Here is a 17,121-nt window from a genome sequence, read left to right on the forward strand (position 1 = left end):
ACAGAAGTGGTACACGGGAATTGGTCTTATTCGGGCCGCCGAAGTCGGCTGCCACCGGCTCCGTGGCCGTGTTTCCCGGCTGCCCAGGGCTACCGCATACCTTCCCGGCGGATGGCTGTGGCGATGGCCGAGGCGCGGGTCTCCACCCCGAGTTTGGCGTAGATGTGCGCCAGATGGGTCTTGACCGTGGCCTCGGAGATGAAGAGCCGCTGGCCCAGCTCGCGGTTGCTCAGCCCCTCGGTCAGCAGGCTGAGCAGCTCCGCTTCCCGGGGCGTCAGGACCTCGTCCGGGTTGCGCAGCTGCTGGAAGAGCCGGGAGGCCACGGGGGCGCTCATGACGCTCTTCCCCTGTACGGCACCGCGGATGGCGGCGAAGATTTCGTCCGGGGCGGCGTCCTTGAGGAGGTAGCCCATGGCGCCGGCGTCCACCGCGCGGACAATGTCGGCGTCCGAATCGTACGTGGTGAACACCAGGATTGCCTGCCGGCTGTTGCGCTGCCGCAGCTGCCTGATGGCTTCGATTCCGTCCATTCCGGCGCCCATGGCCAGGTCCATCACCACCACTGCCGGGGAGTGCTGTTCCACCAGCTCCAGGGCCTCCTCGCCGGAGGCGGCCTCGGCCACCACGTCAAAGTCAGCTGCGTGCCCAGCAGTGCCTTGAGTCCGCTCCGAACCACCAGGTGGTCGTCCACGAGGAGGACGGTAATGCCGGTCATGCGTCATCCTGGGTGCTCTGCTGCGCAGCGGGCGCTGACTGCACGCGAACCGGCACTTGTGCAGCCACGATGGTCCCTTCGCCGGGGGTGCTTTCCACCGAGAATACGCCGCCCAGCTGCTCCACACGCTGGCGCATGGCCCGCAGCCCGTATCCTCCGGCGTCCGACGGCGGTGCTGCCGCCATCGGGTCAAAGCCCGTTCCGTCGTCATAGATGTCAAGCGTGACCGAACCAGGAAGGAACCCCAGCGTCACGGTTGTGGTGGTGGCGTGTGCGTGCTGCTGGATGTTCGCGGCCGCGCTCTGGACCACCCGCAGCAGGGTATGCCGGATTTCCGCCGGGACGTCCCCCGGTTCGCCGGTGACCAAGAGCCGGGCATGCGGGACGTACTGCGCGGCTGCCTGGTGCAGGGCCTCGGGTAGCGGCGACGCGTCCAGGCCCGGGGCAGCGAGTTCGTGGACCAGGCTACGGGTCTCGGAGAGGTTCCGGCGAAGCAGCTCCGTAGCCTGGCTGAGCTCCTGGCGCGATGCCTGGCCTGGCCACGAACGGTCAGCGGCCTCCAGGAGCAGCAGGCTGCTGGCCAGGCCTTGCGTCACGGTGTCGTGGATCTCGCGCGATACCCGTTCGCGTTCGGCGATGGTGCCGGCCCGGCGCTCGCTGGCCGCAAGCTGACCCTGTGCCTGCGATACCTCGGCATGGAGACGGCGCTGTTCCGCGGCGTTGTGCTCTATCCGGTCGTGGATCAGCGTCAGCATCACGCCCACGGCGAGTGGCCCCAGCAGCATCGCGAGGTCCGTCCCGTCGCTGAGCCGGAACAGCCCGACGGCGGTGGCGGCCGCCGTGGCGCCGGCTGCCACGTAGCCCACGGCGCCGCTGAAAGCCGTCCGGCAGAGGAAGAAGATCGCAAAGGAACACCACGCAAAGCTGGGTGCGGCAATGACCAGCACAGCCCAGACGGCTACAAACACGAGCATCCAGACTGCCCACGGGCGTCTTTGCCGGGCCAGTACAGCGATCACGGCGTACAGGGCGCACACCGCTGCTGCCAGGCCGAGGACCAGGAGGTTGTCCGGCAGGCTGTGCCGCATGGCATAGCGGACGGCTGACGCAACGAGCAGGACAGCGAAGCCCAGATGGACGGCGGTGTCGATCCGGCCGAACCGGCCAGCTGCCGAGGCAGGGTCGGCAGGCAGGGCGGTCCCGGCTGTCAGTGGGGATCCGGCTGTCAGGGATTCACGGGGAGTGGCTGGGGAGGGCATGGGGTCCGGTTCAGGTCAGGGGAGTTCCTCTCCCATGTTATTGCCCGCGCCGTTGCTGGTCTCTCAGCCTTTTGGCTGATGCTGCTGGCCTTCCGGAGGAGTGGGACGCAGCCAAAGGCCCGATGTTTGTTTCGGCTGGCCTGGACAGGATGGATGGAGCCGATGCCCATTAGGGCATTCCGCCAACGTGAGCCCATTCCGCCAACGTGGGTCCATCAACGTTGGTCCATCAACGCGCGTCCATCAACCCAAGGAGAACACCGTGAAGAAGTCCAACAAGATTGCCGCCGCCGCTGCCGCCGGGGCATTGCTGCTGACCGGAGGGCTGACCGTTGCAGCCAATGCCGGGACCAGCCAGGTTGCCGCCCCCGCTGCGGTATCCGCCGTCGATATCCCCCAGGCGGCGGAGACCGTCGTGGCGCAGAACCGCATCACCGTGGGCGCCTCGTCCGACGCCGTCCGGGCGGCCCTCGCCAAATGCCAGGCGGACAAGCTGCCGTTCGTCACGGTGGCCCTGGTGGACAGGTTCGGCACCGTCCAGGCGCTCCTGCGCGGTGACAATGCCGCCGAGCACACCATCGAGGCAGCCAAGCAGAAGGCCTACACCGCAGCCGCGTTCGGTGCACCCACCAGTGAGCTGGCCAAGCGCATCAACGGCAACGGGCCCAGCATTGCGGACCTCCCCGGCACCCTGTTTCTTGCCGGTGGCGTCCCGCTCAGGGTCAACGGTGTCTCCGTGGCAGGCATCGGCGTGGGCGGCGCCCCCGACGGCAATCTCGACGAGGCCTGCGCCACCGCCGGGGCCGAGGCCATCGCAGCGCTGGCAGCCAGCCCGGCCAAGTAGGCTCGGCTCCATGAGGCGGTTCAGGACTTGGCGGTCCAAGACTTCGCGGGTCAGGACCTGGCCGTTGAGGGCCCGGCACCGGTCGCGCGGGGCGGCAGCCATGGTCATCGTGGCGATTGCAGTGGCAGGTTCCCTGGCAGCCTGCCAGGCGGGTCCCGGTGAGCCGCAGCGGCAGGAGTCGCCGTCGTCGTCCGCTCTTGAAAGTCCGGAGCTCCCGCTTCCGGCCACCTCCACACCGGCCGCAACCCCGGCTGCTCCCGCGGCGGCAGCCACCGAGCCGCCAGCCGTGTCAGCCGAAGCCCAGGCCCAGCTCGACCAGGAGCTGATCGCCGCCGCGAAGGCGAACAACGTGGCTCTGGTGGGCGAGCTCATCGGCCGCGGCGGCGACGTGAACGCCAAGGACGCCATCCAGGATTCCGCGTTCCTCTATGCCGGGGCCGAGGGATTCAACGACGTTCTCCGGCTGACGCTCGCGGCCGGTGCGGACGTTGCCAGCACCAACCGGTACGGCGGGACGGCACTGATTCCCGCCAGCGAGCACGGCCACGTGGAGACGGTCCGCCTCCTGCTGGCCGCAGGCGTACCCGTGAACCATGTGAACAACCTGGGCTGGACCGCCATGCAGGAGGCCATCCTGCTCAACAACGGCGGGCCCAGGCAGCAGGAAGTGGTCCGGCTGCTGTTGGAGGCCGGCGGGGACGCCAATCTCCGGGATCCCCAGGGCCGGACCGCCCTGGAAAACGCCGAACGGCTGGGCTTTGTGGAGATCGCCAAGCTGATCCGCGGCCGGTAACTGCCCGGAAAATCCAACGCGGGGTCAGATACGGCCCAATAATCCTGTCCGGAACGGCAATATCTGACCCCGCGTTGGTTTTACTACACGGCTTCGAGCACGCTGACGTAGTTGGCGATGCCTACGCCGCCCATGTTCTGGACGGCGGCCCGGCGCGGGCTGGCGAGCTGCATGCCGCCGGCGGTCCCGGTGAGCTGAATGGCGGCGATGACGTGCTGGGACACGCCGGTGGCACCGACGGGGTGGCCCTTGGCCTTGAGTCCGCCGGAGACGTTGACGGGAAGCTTCCCGTCCTTGAAGACCCAGCCTTCCTCGATAGCGCGGGCGCCTTGGCCGGGTTCGGTCAGCCCCATTGCTTCGTACATCAGAAGTTCGGCGATGGTAAAGCAGTCGTGGACCTCAGCGAAGTCCAGGTCTTCAAGGCCGACGCCGGCCATCCCCAGCGCGCGCTGCCACGACACCCGGGTGGCAGCGAACGCGGTGGGGTCCCGCCGTTCGGCCGGAAAGAAGTCGTTCGCGTGGCCAAAACCGGCGAGCCTGACCGGGGCAGCAGCTCCGCCGGTTGGTGAGGTGGAGAGTACAACGGCGGCGGCGCCGTCGGACACGGGGGAGCAGTCGGTGCGGCGCAGGGGGTCGGCCACCATGGGGTTCTTGTCCGAGATGGTGCGGCAGAACTCTTCGCCGAGGTCCTTGCGGAGCTGGGCGTAGGGGTTGTCCACGCCGTTGCGGTGGTTCTTGGCCGCGATGGAGCCCAGGACGTCGCCCAGCTTTCCGTCGCCGCGTCCGTAGCGCTTCTCGTAGTGCTTGGCGACGTCCGCGAACAGGCCCGTAAAGCCTGTGGTGGAGGCCTGGCCGGCCATGTCGTAGTCGGCGCCCAGCAGGGCGGCTCCCACAACGTCGGCACGGGCGTGCGTCATCTTCTCCGCGCCGATCACCAGGACGGTTTTCGCCGTCCCGGCCAGCAGCGACTTGGTGCCCTGCTGGAACGCGGCCGAGCCTGAGGCGCAGGCGTTCTCGACACGGGTGGCCGCGACGTTGGCCAGCTGGTCCGAGACCTGTAGCGCCAGGGAGGAAGGGAAGGCCAGCGGCATCATGCCGGAGTTGAACTGGCCCAGATAGATCTCGTCGATCTGGCCGGGCTCGATCCCAGCGTTGCTGATGGCCTCGGTGGCCACCTGGACGATCAGGGACTCGAGGGTCTCGTCGGAGAGTTTGCCGAACCGGCTGTGGCCCCATCCAGTGAGCAGGACATCCTTGCCAAACTGTTCCTTCAGGCTCATGCCGCCACTCCCTCTTTTTCGAGCTGCACGTCGAACGCGGCCTCGGTCTTTTCGCGGATTTCCTCAACGGTGACCCCCGGCGCAAGGCGGGTCAGCGTGAGCTGCCGCCCGCCGTCGTCGTCCGCTTCTTGTTCGGTCATGACGATGTCAAAAACCGCGAGGTCGCTGATGATACGGTCCACGCAACGCAGGCCCGTGAGCGGCAGGGTGCATTCGGTGACGATCTTCGCTGTGCCGTCCTTGGCGTTGTGCTCGGTCAGAACCACGACGCGCGGGGTGCCCGCGACGAGGTCCATGGCGCCGCCCATGCCCTTGACCATTTTGCCGGGGATGGTCCAGTTGGCGAGGTCGCCGTTGCCGGAAACCTGCATGGCGCCCAGGATGGCGACCTTCACATGCCCGCCGCGGATCATGCCGAACGATGTGGCGGAGTCGAAGATGCTGCCGCCGGGCAGGACCGTGACGGTCTGCTTGCCGGCGTTGATGAGGTCAGCGTCCTCCTCGCCTTCGTAGGGGAACGGGCCCATGCCGAGCAGGCCGTTTTCGCTCTGCAGGACCACACGGACGCCGTCGGGCAGGTTGTTGGCCACCAGCGTGGGGATGCCGATGCCCAGGTTTACGTAGTCGCCGTCGTTCAGTTCCTCGGCCGCGATGGCAGCCATTTCATCCCTGGTCCAGGCCATGGGGTTCTCCTTGGGGTTCAAAGTTTGTGGGGCTTAAGTGTTCGTTCGCGCTGCGGAGTGCGGGGTGTGGCAGGCGGGGTCAGGCCGGGGTAGGCGTTCAGGCGGGGACTGATGCCGCTTCCCGGGTGCGGACGGTGCGCTGTTCGATGTCCTTCACCCGGCCGCTCGCCTGGACCAGGTGCTGGACGTACACGCCCGGCGTGACGATGTGGTTCGGATCCAGTGCGCCCGGCTCCACGACGACTTCAGCTTCGGCGATGGTCACCAGGCCTGCGGTGGCCACCACGGGGTTGAAGTTCCGCGCGGTGTAGCGGTAGATCAGGTTCCCGTCCGTGTCCGCGGTGTGCGCGTGAACCAGTGCGACGTCGGCGCGGATGGCGCGCTCCTGGACGTACGTTTCGCCGTCGAACTCTGCCAGCGGTTTGCCTTCGGCAACCAGGGTCCCTACGCCGGTCTTGGTGTAGAAGGCGGGGATGCCGGCGCCGCCGGCGCGGAGGCGCTCGGCCAGGGTGCCCTGCGGGGTGAACTCCACCTCGAGCAGGCCCGCGAGGTACTGCTCGGCGAAGAGTTTGTTCTCGCCCACATAGGATGCGATCACCTTGCGGACCTGGCCGGCTTCGATCAGCACACCCAGGCCCTTCCCGTCCACTCCCATGTTGTTGGACACCACGGTCAGATCACGCACGCCGGCATCGCGCACAGCCTCGATGAGGTCCGCCGGGATGCCGCTCAGGCCAAATCCGCCGACGGCGAGCGTCATGCCGTCCCGGAGCACTTCCGCCAGGGTAGCGGCGGCGTTGGATTTCAGTTTGGACATTCCGTCTCCTCGTCATCGAGCGTGCAGAGCCGTTCGGGGTATCCACTTTGTGGACATCGGGCCTGATTAGGGAGCCTAGGGCGCTCGCGAAACCTGGTCAACGGCGGAATCTTGCCAGCAGCGCAGATAGTTCACAGCGTGGACGGTAGGCTTTACGGTATCCACATTGTGGAGGATTTTTTGAGAGTTGGAGGCCTGAATGGCAAATCCAGTCCAAGGGGCCCAGGTTGTGGGCCGCGTGGCCTCACTGCTCCGGCTCGTCGGCCGGAAGCCCGAGGGGAGCTCGATTTCCGGCCTGGTCCGGGAGTCGGGGCTGACCCGTCCCACTGTCCACCGGCTCCTGGCCTCCCTTGCCGCGGAGGGCCTCCTGGACCACGATGCCCGCAGCGGAAACTGGATCCTGGGCCCGGAGATCTTCCTGCTGGGATCAGTGGCGGCGGCCCGCTTCCCGCTTGAGGACCAGGCGCGGCCAAGCCTTCGCCGACTGGCGGAGGAGACCGGCGAGAGCGCCTTCTATTCCCTCCGCAGGGGCCAGGAGACAGTCTGTGTACTGCGGGAAGAGGGAAGCTTCCCGGTGCGCTCCTTTGTGCTGCACGAGGGAGTCCGTTTTCCGCTGGGCGTGGCCTCGGCCGGGACCGCCATCATGGCGTTCCTCCCGGACGAGGAACAGGACGCCATCCTGTCCGGCTGGGCCCAGCACGCCGGCGGTTTCGCAGCAGGCCACGGCTTGGACGTGGTCTGCCGGAATCTGGAACGGACCCGGCTGCATGGCTTCGCGGTGAATCCCGGCCTGGTACTTGAGGGCAGCTGGGGAATGGGGGCCGCCGTGTTCGACCAGCTGGGCAGGCCGGTCGGCGCTCTGTCACTGACCGGCATCGAACCCCGGTTCCGGCCGGAACGGCAGGAGTTCCTCGGCAAACTGCTCATGGAGGAAGCACACCGGATCACGTCGCTGCTGACCCGTTCGCCGGGCGCCTCCTGAACTGCTCGGCACTGCTCGGCGTCGTGTGGCTGACCCCGTTCTGCAGACAGCCTGACCCGGCGTACCTGGGCTCAGCCTATTTCCACCACGTATCGAAGATGGTGACCGGCACAGTGCGCTTGTGGCGGGTGCGGAGGTACTTCTGCTCGATCTGCTCGGCGGCCGCCTCGGGGATTTCCCGGCCTTCCAGGTAATCGTCGATCTGGTCATAGGTCAGGCCCAGTTCGTCCTCGTCGGTGCGTCCGGGCTTGCCGTCCAGGAGATCGGCGGTGGGAACCTTTTCCCAGACCCGGGCAGGGGCGCCCAATTCGCCGAGCAGTTCGCGGTTCTGGCGCTTGTTCAGGCCGAACAGCGGCAGGATGTCCGCGCCGCCGTCGCCGAATTTGGTGAAGAACCCGGTGACGGACTCTGCGCCGTGGTCGGTGCCGATCACCAGGTAGTTGTGTTCCCCGGCCAGCGCGTACTGGGCGATCATCCGGGTGCGGGCCTTGGTGTTTCCCTTGTGGAAATCGGAGATTTCGTTTCCAACGGTCTTCTCGAATTCGTCCTCGAAGCCATCCACAGCGGCGGAAATGTTGAAGGTCCACTCCGTCTTGGCCTGGATGAAGTCCAGGGCAGCCTGAGCATCTTCCTCGTCGTGCTGGACGCCGTACGGAAGGCGGACCGCGACGAAGTTGGCCTCCACACCCTCGGCTTCAAGCTCCTCCACAGCCAGCTGGGCCAGCCTGCCTGCGAGCGAGGAATCCAGCCCGCCCGAGATGCCCAGGACAAAGCCCTTCGTATGGGTTGCCCGGAGGTAATCCTTGAGGAAATCCACCCGCTTACGCACCTCCCCGACGGGGTCGATCCGGGGCTGCACGCCCATTTCTTCGATGATTGTGGCCTGGAGTTCGCGCATGTGATCCAGCCTAGTCAGGGCTGTCAACAACGCTCAACTATGTCCACCCGAACCACGAACGTTTCAGCGCGAAAGGACAGGTGGGCCCCTGCGCGAAAGAATCCTTGGGCACCGGGGCTACCGCGTTCCCGGTGCCGCTCCGGTTGAACCGCGGACGGTCAGGTGTGTGGGCATCAGCGACCGGCTGCGGCTGCCACCGCCTGCCAGCGGGTTGAGCTGGGCCAGGAGCATGGACACCGCCACCCGGCCGGCCTGTTCGATCGGCGATGTCATGGTGGTCAGCGGGGGATTGCAGAAGTCCGCGCCGAAGATGTCGTCGCAGCCCACCACGCTCATGTCCTCCGGGACCCGGATGCCGCGGGCACGCAGCCGCTGGAGCATGCCGATGGCGATGAGATCGTTGAAGGCAATGCAGGCAGTGACGCCGGAGTGCACGGCCGCGTCTGCCGCGGCGGCGCCTGATTGTGTCTTGGGGGCGAACGGGCCCAGCCTGTGCACGTCCACTCCGCGGTCCTCGGCGGCGGCCGCCAGGGCTGTCCAGCGAAGAGTGCTGGATTGGGACGTGAGGGGGCCGGCCATGTAGGCGATGCGCGTGTGGCCGAGGGAAATCAGGTGGTCCAGTGCCTGGCTGGTGGCGGACGGCGTGTCAATCACGACGGCGGGAACGCCGGCTACGTCGCGGTTAATGGTCACCATGGGGATCTTGGCGGCGGCGGCCAACAGCGCCTCATCGCTGAGCCTGGACGCGGCCACGATGATGCCGTCAGCGCTTTTGCGGAGCTGCTCCATGGTGGAGGCCTCCACCTCGTCGGACTCTTCGGTGTCCACGAGCAGTTGGGTATAGCCGGCTGCCTTGAGCTGCAGCTGTGTGCCCCGGATGAGGTCAAAGTAGAAGGGGTTGGTGATATCAGGCACCAGGACGCCGACGGCACCGGTGCGGCCGGAGCTTAGGGCTTTCGCCTGGCTGTTCGGCGTGTAGTTCAACTCGGCCGCCGCCGCTTCGATCCGCGTACGGGTACGGATGTTGACCCGGTCCGGAGTGGAAAGTGCGCGGGACACGGTGGATGCGGCCACGCCACAAATCGCGGCGATGTCGTGGATGGTGGCAGGACGGTCTGTTCCGGCTGCTTGCATCGCCATGGCGCGCTCCTCACTGAACGGGACGACAGGGGGCTTGTGACGGTTGCCACAGCCCCGTACTCCTAGATTGCCACAGCATGCAATCATTTGGCAATCGGTTGTCATTGGCGGGTGACGTGTCTAGACTTAGGGCAGCACTTTTTGTGAACTGAGTCACCCGCGCGCCGGAGCGGCATCTAGGCTGTCCCGTCGCGGGCACACCTAAGGAGATTTCCGTGACCGAAACATCAACCGAAAAAACAAGCACCGCCTGGACGCTCTCAGGATTCGGCGATGAAGTGGATACGGACCCCGCCATCCAGGCTGCTGTCCTCCTGGCACTCGGCGCGAGCTACATCGAAGTACGCAGCGCCTGGGGCGTCAATGTCTCCGAACTGACGGCTGAACAGGTATCCGAGCTCAAGCAACTCCTGGACGCCAAGGGCCTGAAGGTCTCAGCCGTCGCAAGCCCCATCGGCAAGGTGGACATCAGCCTGCCCGTGGAGCACGAGGTGGAGCGCCTCCGCCAGATCATCTCCGTGGCGAAGGGCCTGGATACCAAATACATCCGGATCTTCTCTTTCTTCCGGAGCGAAAACCAGACGCCGGAAGAAATCCGCGACGACGTCCTGACGCGCATGCGGGCACTGGCCGCTGAAGCCGCAGCCGCCGGCGTCGTACTCCTGCACGAGAACGAAAAGGACATCTACGGCGATACGCCACAGCGCGTCCTGGAGATCATGGAGTCCGTGGACTCTCCCGCACTGCGCGTCGCCTGGGACAACGCCAACTTCGTCCAGGTTGGCGTCCGGCCCTACACCGATGGCTACGCCATGCTCCGCCCCTACCTCGAGTACCTCCAGGTCAAGGACGCCATCATGGCCACGGGTGAGGTTGTGCCTTCCGGCCACGGCGACGGCGAACTGGACGCCACCATTGCTGCCCTGAAGGCGGACGGTTACGCAGGCTTTGCCTCACTCGAACCACACCTCGCCAGCCACCACGAACTGGGTGGCTTCTCGGGGCCGGTTGCCTTCGGTGTGGCCGCCCGCGCCTTCGCGGTCCTTGCTGCCAAGAACGGAGTCGAACTATCGTGACCGGCCTCAAGGCCGCAGTCATTGGCTGCGGTGACGTGTCGGCGGTGCACTTTGAAGCCATCGCAAAGCTCGACGACGCGCGGCTGGCCGGTGTCTGTGACTCAGATCCCGGCCGCCTTGCGGCCGCTGTGGCCGCCCACGGCGTCCCGGGTTTCCCCGATCACCTCAGCCTGATCGAGGCCATCGGACCGGATGTTGTGCACATTACGACGCCGCACAACATGCATGCCTCCATCGCGGCGGACTGCCTTCAGCGCGGCGTGAATGTCATCGTAGAAAAGCCGCTCGCGCATACGCTCGAGGAGGGCCGGCGGCTCGTGTCGGCTGCCAAGGCGTCCGCTGCCAAGATCGCCGTCTGCTTCCAGAACCGCTACAACGCTACCGCGCAGGCCATGCACGCACTGCTTTCCTCGGGCGAACTGGGCGCCGTGGTTGGGGCTTCAGCTACGGTGCTGTGGCACCGCGACGCCGGCTATTACCGCAGCCGGCCGTGGCGCGGCACCTGGGCGGGTGGCGGTGGCGGGCTCATGATGAACCAGGCCATCCACACCGTTGACCTGCTGCAGTGGCTGGTGGGCGACGTCGTATCGTTGTCCGGCAATGCCGCCACGAGGTTCCTCGGCGAAGCCATCGAGGTGGAGGACACAGCGGAATTTGTGGCCGAACACGTCACCGGTGCGCGCAGCGCCTTCTACGCAACGCTGGCCAATGCCGTCAACGCGCCGGTCACGCTGGACGTTGTCACCGAAAAAGCGACTCTCAGTCTTCGTGGGGACCTGACGGTCACCCATGCCGACGGGCGCGTGGATGTGGTCCCCGAGCGTGTGGTGGAGTCCGGCGGCCGCGCCTATTGGGGGGTCTCGCATGAGCTGCTCATCCGTGACTTCTATGCCCGGCTGGGGGACGAGGGCCCCTTCTGGATTGACCCTGAAGAAGCGGAGAAGTCCCTGAAGATCGTCAAGGAGATCTACCGCCAGAGCTACCCGGACGCGGCGGCGAAGGTTTCCTGACCCACTCACGGCAACCGGTTGACCACCTCGGAACGTTTCATTTACGGCCATTATCGCTAAGATTGCAACAATACTGACAATCGGTTGCCAAAATTGGCAATTATGCGTACTCTGAATCTTGAAGGCCGGTGTGGCCCACGCCACACCGGCCGACTTGCAACTCTCACGTTCCACAGATTCAGGAGCCAACAATGAAGTTAGGTCCCAAGGCGGCAGCTGCCGCCATTCTCGTCAGCGCAGCACTGACGCTGACCGCGTGCGGCGGCGGTGCCGCGGGTGGCACCGGCCCGGCAGCAGCCAAAACAACCACGCTGACCCTGGGTGCCCTTGCGGAAATCCGTTCCTGGGACCCGGCGCAGGCGCATGTGGGTCACGCCCTTCAGCCCTACCAGGCGGCATACGACTCCCTGATCCTGCGACAGCCGGACGGCAAGCTCAGCCCCATGCTGGCCACGGAGTGGAAGTACAACGACACGAACACCAAGCTCACCGTTGACCTCCGCACGGACGTGACCTTCAGTGACGGCGCAAAGTTCGACGCTGAGGCCGCCAAGGCCAACATTGACCACTTCAAGAAGGCCAACGGCCCGCAGATGGCCCAGCTGACCGCCGTCTCCGACGTCAAGGTTGTTGACGCCGACACCATCGAACTGAACCTGACCGCCCCGGATCCGTCCCTGGAGTTCTACCTCAGCCAGGCCGCCGGCCTGATGGGCAGCCCCAAGGCGCTGGGCACCGACGCTATCAAGACCGAGCCCGTAGGCAGCGGCCCGTACGTTATGGATAAAGCCGCCACGGTCAAGGACTCACAGTCCGTGTTCACGGCACGCAAGGACTACTGGAACAAAGACCTCCAGAAGTTCGAGAAGGTCACCTTCAAGATCCTGATTGACCTGACCGCCCGCACCAATGCCCTGGTTTCGGGACAGGTTGACGCCACGCTGCTGGACCCCAAGACCGGCAAGCAGGCCGAAGGCGCCAAGATGAAGCTGGTCTCCAGCGAGGTGGACTGGCAGGGTCTCCTGCTGATGGACCGCGACGGTACCAAGAACCCCGCACTGGGCAACGTCAAGGTCCGCCAGGCCATCAACTACGCCTTTGACCGCAAGACCATTGTGGACCAGGTCCTGATGGGCCAGGGCACCCCCACGTCGCAGCCGTTCGGCAAGGCCAGCGGTGCATGGACCGAAGAGCTGGAGAACTACTACAGCTACGATCCGGCCAAGGCCAAGGCCCTCCTGAAGGAAGCCGGCTACGAGACCGGCGTCGTCCTCGACATCCCGGCGGTTCCGGGCTTCGAAACCCAGCTCGCAGTGATCAAACAGCAACTGGCGGACGTTGGAATCACCGTGAACATTGGTGCCGCCATCACCAACACGTTCACCAGCGATGTCGCAGCGCAGAAGTTCACCACCATGTTCTTCTCCCTCTTCCAGGGTGAGCCGTGGGTTGCCACCAACCAGATCATCTCCACGAAGGCCCTCTACAACCCGTTCAAGAACACCACTCCCGAGCTGCAGGCCAAGATCGGTGCAGTCGAGAAGGGCGGCAAGGACGCTGGCAAGCTGGCTCAGGAAGTCAACAAGTACGTTGTGGAGCAGGCCTGGTTCGCCCCGATGTTCCGCGTGAACCAGATGTACTACCACAACTCCAAGATCACCGTGGAACCGCAGGTCCAGCAGGCCGTTCCGTCGATCTACAACTACTCGCCCGCCAAGTAACCCGCCAAGAACTATCGGGCACGTAGCCACACAAAAAACCTGCGCAGGTCCGGCAGCCAATCACAACGGTGGGCTGCCGGACCGGGCAACCAATCCATGCCAGTTCAATGGAGCCAGCAATGATCACTTTCATCCTTAAACGCCTCGGCAGCGGACTCGTAGTCCTGTTCGCCGTCTCGATCCTCGTTTTTTCCCTGCTCTACGTATCGAGCGGCAGCATTGCGCGGAACATCCTGGGTGACCAGGCCACTCCGGATCAGCTGGCCGTGAAGGAAGCGGAGTTGGGGCTCGATCAGTCCATCATCACGCGCTACTTCAGCTGGCTCACGGGCGCCCTGCAGGGGGACCTGGGCACATCCTGGTTCACCTCTGAACCCGTCTCCAACGCCCTCGTCACGCGCATTCCAGTGACCATGACCATGGTGATTGCAGCCATGCTCCTGATCTCCATCATCGCCACCCTCATCGGCGTCGCCGCAGCAGTAAAGCGCGGCTGGGTGGACCGCGTGGTCCAGATCGGTGCCATCATCGGCGATTCTGTCCCCGGCTTTGTCATCGGCATCATCCTGGTGACTATCCTGGCTATCCAGATGGGCATTTTCCCCGCCACCAGCACCATTTCGCCCGGTGTCGGCGCGGACGCCTGGGTGCTTTCCCTGACCCTTCCGGTGATCGCCTTGCTGATCAACGGAGTGACCGGCGGTGCCCAGCAGATCCGCAGCGCCGTCATCAAGCAGCTCGAACGCGATTACGTCCGAACTCTGCGCAGCCGCGGCATCGGTGAGCGGGAGGTCCTGTTCAAGCACGTCCTGCGCAGCGCAGCTCCGGCCGGGCTGACCGTGCTCAGCCTGCAGCTGATCGGAATGCTCGGCGGTGTGGTCATCATCGAGCAGATCTTTGCCCTTCCCGGCATGGGGCCGCTGGCCGTAGCCGCCACCAGCCAGAGTGACCAGCCTGTGGTCATGGGCGTTGTTATGTACACCGTCGCCGTCGTCATTGTGGTCAACCTCATCGTTGACCTGCTCAACGGCTGGCTCAACCCGAAGGTGCGTGCCTCGTGACCGAGTCCGTCGAAACCTCAGCACTGACGCCCGCACCTGGGACGTCGGGCCAGACCGGGACCGTCGTCCGCTCAACAGTCCTTAAGCGCCTGTCCAAGAATCCTCTCGGCATCATCGCCATCTTCATTCTGCTGGCTATGGCAGTGATGGCCGTCTTCGCCGATGTCCTGGCCCCGTTCGAGGAGAACTTCGCCAACATCTCCAAGACTCTCGCCGCGCCGGACGCAGTCAACATCCTGGGCACGGACAGCTCCGGCCGTGACGTCTGGAGCCGCCTGCTCTTCGGGGCGCAGCTGACCCTCAGCTCCGCGCTCCTTTGCGCCGCAGTTGCCATTGCGATCGGCCTGCCCGCCGGCCTCGTGGCCGGCTACTACGCCGGCAAGTTTGAAGCTGTCTCCAACTGGATTGTCAGTATCCTCATGAGCCTCCCTGGCCTGATCGTCCTCCTCACCATCCGGGCCGCGTTCGGTCCGTCGGTCTGGATTGCCATGATCGCGTTCGGCGTCCTGATCAGCCCTTCCTACTTCCGCCTGACACGGTCAGCGGTGCAGTCGGTCCGCAACGAGCTCTACGTTGATGCCGCCCGCGTCTCCGGCCTGTCAGACCTCAGCATCATCACCCGCCACATCTTCTCCGTGGTCCGCGCGCCCATCATCATCCAGACGGCCGCGATCGCCGGCGTCGCCATCGCCATCCAGTCCGGACTCGAGTTCCTGGGCCTGGGCGATCCGGCCAAGGCCACCTGGGGAGTGATGCTCAGCGAAGGCTTCAAGAACGTCTACCTCACCCCGACTCTGCTCTTCTGGCCCGCGCTGGCCATGGCGCTGACCATCGGCGCCCTGGTCCTCTTGGGCAACGCTATCCGCGACGCCCTGGAAGACGGCGAAAAGATCAAGCACCGCAGGAAGGTCCAGGCGAAAAGCACGACGGCGGCACCCGCCGCTGGTGCCGCAGTCACGCGGGCAGCACGAAAGACTGCCGCTGCCGTCCAGGCCGGAACCGAACACCACCTCGTCAAGGTGACCAATCTCGGCGTCGGCTACCCCCAGGCAGACGGCACCATCAAGAAGGTGGTGGACGACGTCTCCTTCTACGTTGACCGCGGCGAAATCCTCGGCATCGTGGGCGAATCCGGTTCGGGTAAATCCCAGACCGCCTTCTCCATCCTGGGCCTGCTGCCGGACACCGCACGCATCGTCGGCGGGGCCATCCAGTTCGATGGCAACTACACCGTCGCTCCAGGCGACGAAAAGGTCAGCCAGGAACGCCTGTCCAAGCTACGCGGCAAGCGGATTTCCTACATCCCGCAGGAACCCATGAGCAACCTGGACCCCGCCTTCACCATCGGCTACCAGCTGGTCACACCCATGATGCGTGTCCTGGGAATCTCCAAGGCCGAAGCCACCACGCGGGCCATGAAACTGCTCTCCGACGTCGGTATCGTCAGCCCGGACCGGACCTTCAGGGCGTACCCCCACGAGGTCTCCGGCGGCATGGCCCAGCGCGTGCTCATCGCCGGTGCCATCAGCTGCGAACCGGACCTCATCATTGCCGATGAACCCACCACGGCACTGGACGTCACGGTCCAGGCCGATGTCCTGGACCTCATCCGCGACCTCCAGCGCCGGCTCGGCGTCGGCGTCATCCTGGTCACCCACAACTTCGGCGTTGTGGCTGACCTCTGCGACCGTGTTGTGGTCATGCAGAACGGCCGGCTGGTGGAGGAAGGCCCCGTGCGGGAAATCCTGCGCGAACCGAAGGAACGCTACACCCAGACCCTGCTGGCTTCGATGCTGGAAGGCAAGGAACCCATGACCATGCTTGTGTCCGCTGCTTCGTCCGCAACTGCGTCATCAACTGCGTCATCAACTGCGTCATCAACTGCCAAGGAGAACGTACTGTGACAGCAACTGCAGCCTTGCGCGACGCGGAATCAGCGCCGCCACACCAAGAACTCCTTCGGGTGGACAACCTCGTGGTGGAGTACGCCGGCAAAGGGTTCCGTGCACGGAAATTCCGCGCCCTGACGGACATCAACATCAGCATCGGCCAGGGCGAGACCCTGGGCCTGGTGGGGGAGTCGGGCTCCGGCAAGACCACCCTGGGCCGGGCCGTGCTGGGACTCGCGCCCGTGAGCGGTGGCAAAGTCACGTTCGAAGGCAAGGACATCAGCCACGCCAGCCGCAAGCAGCGCCGTGTCCTGAGCCGGGACATGCAGGTGGTCTTCCAGGATCCCTACACGTCGCTCAACCCTGCCCTGGAGATCGGCGCCATTCTTGCCGAACCGCTGGGTGTGCAGGGCATGGAGCAGGCCGCAGCGAAGAAGCGCGTGAAGGAGCTCCTGGACCAGGTTGGCCTTCCGTCAGACGCCATCCACCGGCTGCCGCGGGAGTTCAGCGGCGGCCAGCGCCAACGCGTGGCCATCGCCCGTGCCCTGGCACTGTCGCCGAAGCTCATCGTCTGTGATGAGCCGGTCAGTGCCCTGGACCTCTCCACCCAGGCGCGTGTTCTGGATCTGTTCCTGCAGATCCAGAAAGACACAGGCGTGTCCTACCTTTTTGTCTCCCACGACCTTGACGTGGTCCGCCACATCAGCCACCGTGTAGCCGTGATGTACCGCGGAGAAATAGTGGAGCAGGGGCCGGCAGACGTGGTCACCCGCGACCCCGAACACCCCTACACGCAGCGGCTGCTGCTCGCTTCCCCGGTGCCGGACCCGGACCGCCAGGAGAAGCGCCGCGCCGACCGTCACCGGCTGCTTGAAGAGCAGCGCTTGCAGGCCGAACAGGCTGGCGTCCCCGCCTAAGGCCGAACCAAATTTACATAACAGCGAAAACCATGG

15 protein-coding genes and 1 pseudogene are annotated in these 17,121 nt (G+C 65.4%); 9 read left to right on the forward strand and 7 right to left on the reverse strand.

The window, feature by feature from the left end:
* Positions 1 to 89: 89 nt before the first annotated feature.
* Together ACZY1F_RS12890 and ACZY1F_RS12895 are read right to left on the reverse strand one after the other, a co-directional pair.
* Positions 90 to 715: pseudogene (locus tag ACZY1F_RS12890) on the reverse strand (response regulator).
* The gene (locus ACZY1F_RS12895; RefSeq protein ID WP_463942052.1) at positions 712 to 1,974 is read right to left on the reverse strand and encodes a sensor histidine kinase; all 1,263 of its coding nucleotides are present in this window, start codon (positions 1,972 to 1,974) and stop codon (positions 712 to 714) included. The pseudogene ACZY1F_RS12890 and the gene ACZY1F_RS12895 overlap by 4 nt, the downstream one beginning before the upstream one ends.
* 262 nt (positions 1,975 to 2,236) lie before the next feature.
* Here ACZY1F_RS12895 and ACZY1F_RS12900 point away from each other — a divergent pair, with 262 nt between their 5' ends.
* Both ACZY1F_RS12900 and ACZY1F_RS12905 read left to right on the forward strand, forming a co-directional pair.
* Positions 2,237 to 2,818, forward strand: a complete 582-nt coding sequence (locus ACZY1F_RS12900; protein ID WP_463942053.1) for a GlcG/HbpS family heme-binding protein — start codon at positions 2,237 to 2,239, stop codon at positions 2,816 to 2,818.
* 10 nt (positions 2,819 to 2,828) lie between these two features.
* Positions 2,829 to 3,611, forward strand: a complete 783-nt coding sequence (locus ACZY1F_RS12905; RefSeq protein WP_463942054.1) for an ankyrin repeat domain-containing protein — start codon at positions 2,829 to 2,831, stop codon at positions 3,609 to 3,611.
* An 83-nt stretch (positions 3,612 to 3,694) separates the two neighbouring features.
* Here ACZY1F_RS12905 and ACZY1F_RS12910 read toward each other — a convergent pair whose 3' ends face one another.
* From ACZY1F_RS12910 to ACZY1F_RS12920, 3 genes are all read right to left on the reverse strand, one after another.
* A complete protein-coding gene (locus ACZY1F_RS12910) occupies positions 3,695 to 4,891 on the reverse strand; it encodes an acetyl-CoA acetyltransferase (RefSeq protein WP_463942055.1) in 1,197 nt (398 codons plus the stop codon).
* Positions 4,888 to 5,574, reverse strand: a complete 687-nt coding sequence (locus ACZY1F_RS12915) for a CoA transferase subunit B (RefSeq protein WP_463942056.1) — start codon at positions 5,572 to 5,574, stop codon at positions 4,888 to 4,890. Before ACZY1F_RS12915 ends, ACZY1F_RS12910 begins: the two co-directional genes overlap by 4 nt.
* 97 nt (positions 5,575 to 5,671) lie before the next feature.
* Entirely contained in the window at positions 5,672 to 6,391 is a 720-nt protein-coding gene (locus ACZY1F_RS12920) for a CoA transferase subunit A (protein ID WP_463942057.1), read from the reverse strand.
* Between the two features lie 199 nt (positions 6,392 to 6,590).
* Between ACZY1F_RS12920 and ACZY1F_RS12925 the strand changes: the two genes are divergently transcribed.
* Complete coding sequence (locus ACZY1F_RS12925; RefSeq protein ID WP_463942058.1) at positions 6,591 to 7,373, forward strand: IclR family transcriptional regulator; 783 nt, start codon at positions 6,591 to 6,593, stop codon at positions 7,371 to 7,373.
* A gap of 76 nt (positions 7,374 to 7,449) precedes the next feature.
* On the opposite strand, the gene nadE is transcribed toward ACZY1F_RS12925, so the two are convergent.
* Both nadE and ACZY1F_RS12935 read right to left on the reverse strand, forming a co-directional pair.
* On the reverse strand, positions 7,450 to 8,271 hold the full coding sequence (gene nadE / locus ACZY1F_RS12930) for an NAD(+) synthase (RefSeq protein WP_463942059.1): 822 nt from the start codon (positions 8,269 to 8,271) through the stop codon (positions 7,450 to 7,452).
* 117 nt (positions 8,272 to 8,388) lie between these two features.
* A complete protein-coding gene (locus ACZY1F_RS12935; RefSeq protein WP_463942257.1) occupies positions 8,389 to 9,405 on the reverse strand; it encodes a LacI family DNA-binding transcriptional regulator in 1,017 nt (338 codons plus the stop codon).
* A 221-nt stretch (positions 9,406 to 9,626) separates the two neighbouring features.
* Here ACZY1F_RS12935 and ACZY1F_RS12940 point away from each other — a divergent pair, with 221 nt between their 5' ends.
* From ACZY1F_RS12940 to ACZY1F_RS12965, 6 genes are all read left to right on the forward strand, one after another.
* A complete protein-coding gene (locus tag ACZY1F_RS12940; RefSeq protein WP_463942060.1) occupies positions 9,627 to 10,487 on the forward strand; it encodes a sugar phosphate isomerase/epimerase family protein in 861 nt (286 codons plus the stop codon).
* The gene (locus ACZY1F_RS12945) at positions 10,484 to 11,497 is read left to right on the forward strand and encodes a Gfo/Idh/MocA family protein (RefSeq protein WP_463942061.1); all 1,014 of its coding nucleotides are present in this window, start codon (positions 10,484 to 10,486) and stop codon (positions 11,495 to 11,497) included. The genes ACZY1F_RS12940 and ACZY1F_RS12945 overlap by 4 nt, the downstream gene beginning before the upstream one ends.
* Positions 11,498 to 11,688: 191 nt before the next feature.
* Positions 11,689 to 13,218 (forward strand): ABC transporter substrate-binding protein, encoded by a 1,530-nt coding sequence (locus ACZY1F_RS12950; protein ID WP_463942062.1) that lies wholly within the window; start codon positions 11,689 to 11,691, stop codon positions 13,216 to 13,218.
* A gap of 119 nt (positions 13,219 to 13,337) precedes the next feature.
* Entirely contained in the window at positions 13,338 to 14,279 is a 942-nt protein-coding gene (locus ACZY1F_RS12955; RefSeq protein ID WP_463942063.1) for an ABC transporter permease, read from the forward strand.
* Positions 14,276 to 16,183, forward strand: a complete 1,908-nt coding sequence (locus ACZY1F_RS12960; RefSeq protein ID WP_463942064.1) for a dipeptide/oligopeptide/nickel ABC transporter permease/ATP-binding protein — start codon at positions 14,276 to 14,278, stop codon at positions 16,181 to 16,183. Before ACZY1F_RS12955 ends, ACZY1F_RS12960 begins: the two co-directional genes overlap by 4 nt.
* Complete coding sequence (locus ACZY1F_RS12965) at positions 16,180 to 17,085, forward strand: ATP-binding cassette domain-containing protein (protein ID WP_463942065.1); 906 nt, start codon at positions 16,180 to 16,182, stop codon at positions 17,083 to 17,085. The genes ACZY1F_RS12960 and ACZY1F_RS12965 overlap by 4 nt, the downstream gene beginning before the upstream one ends.
* Positions 17,086 to 17,121 lie beyond the last annotated feature (36 nt).

The organism is Pseudarthrobacter xylosi, from assembly GCF_055412765.1.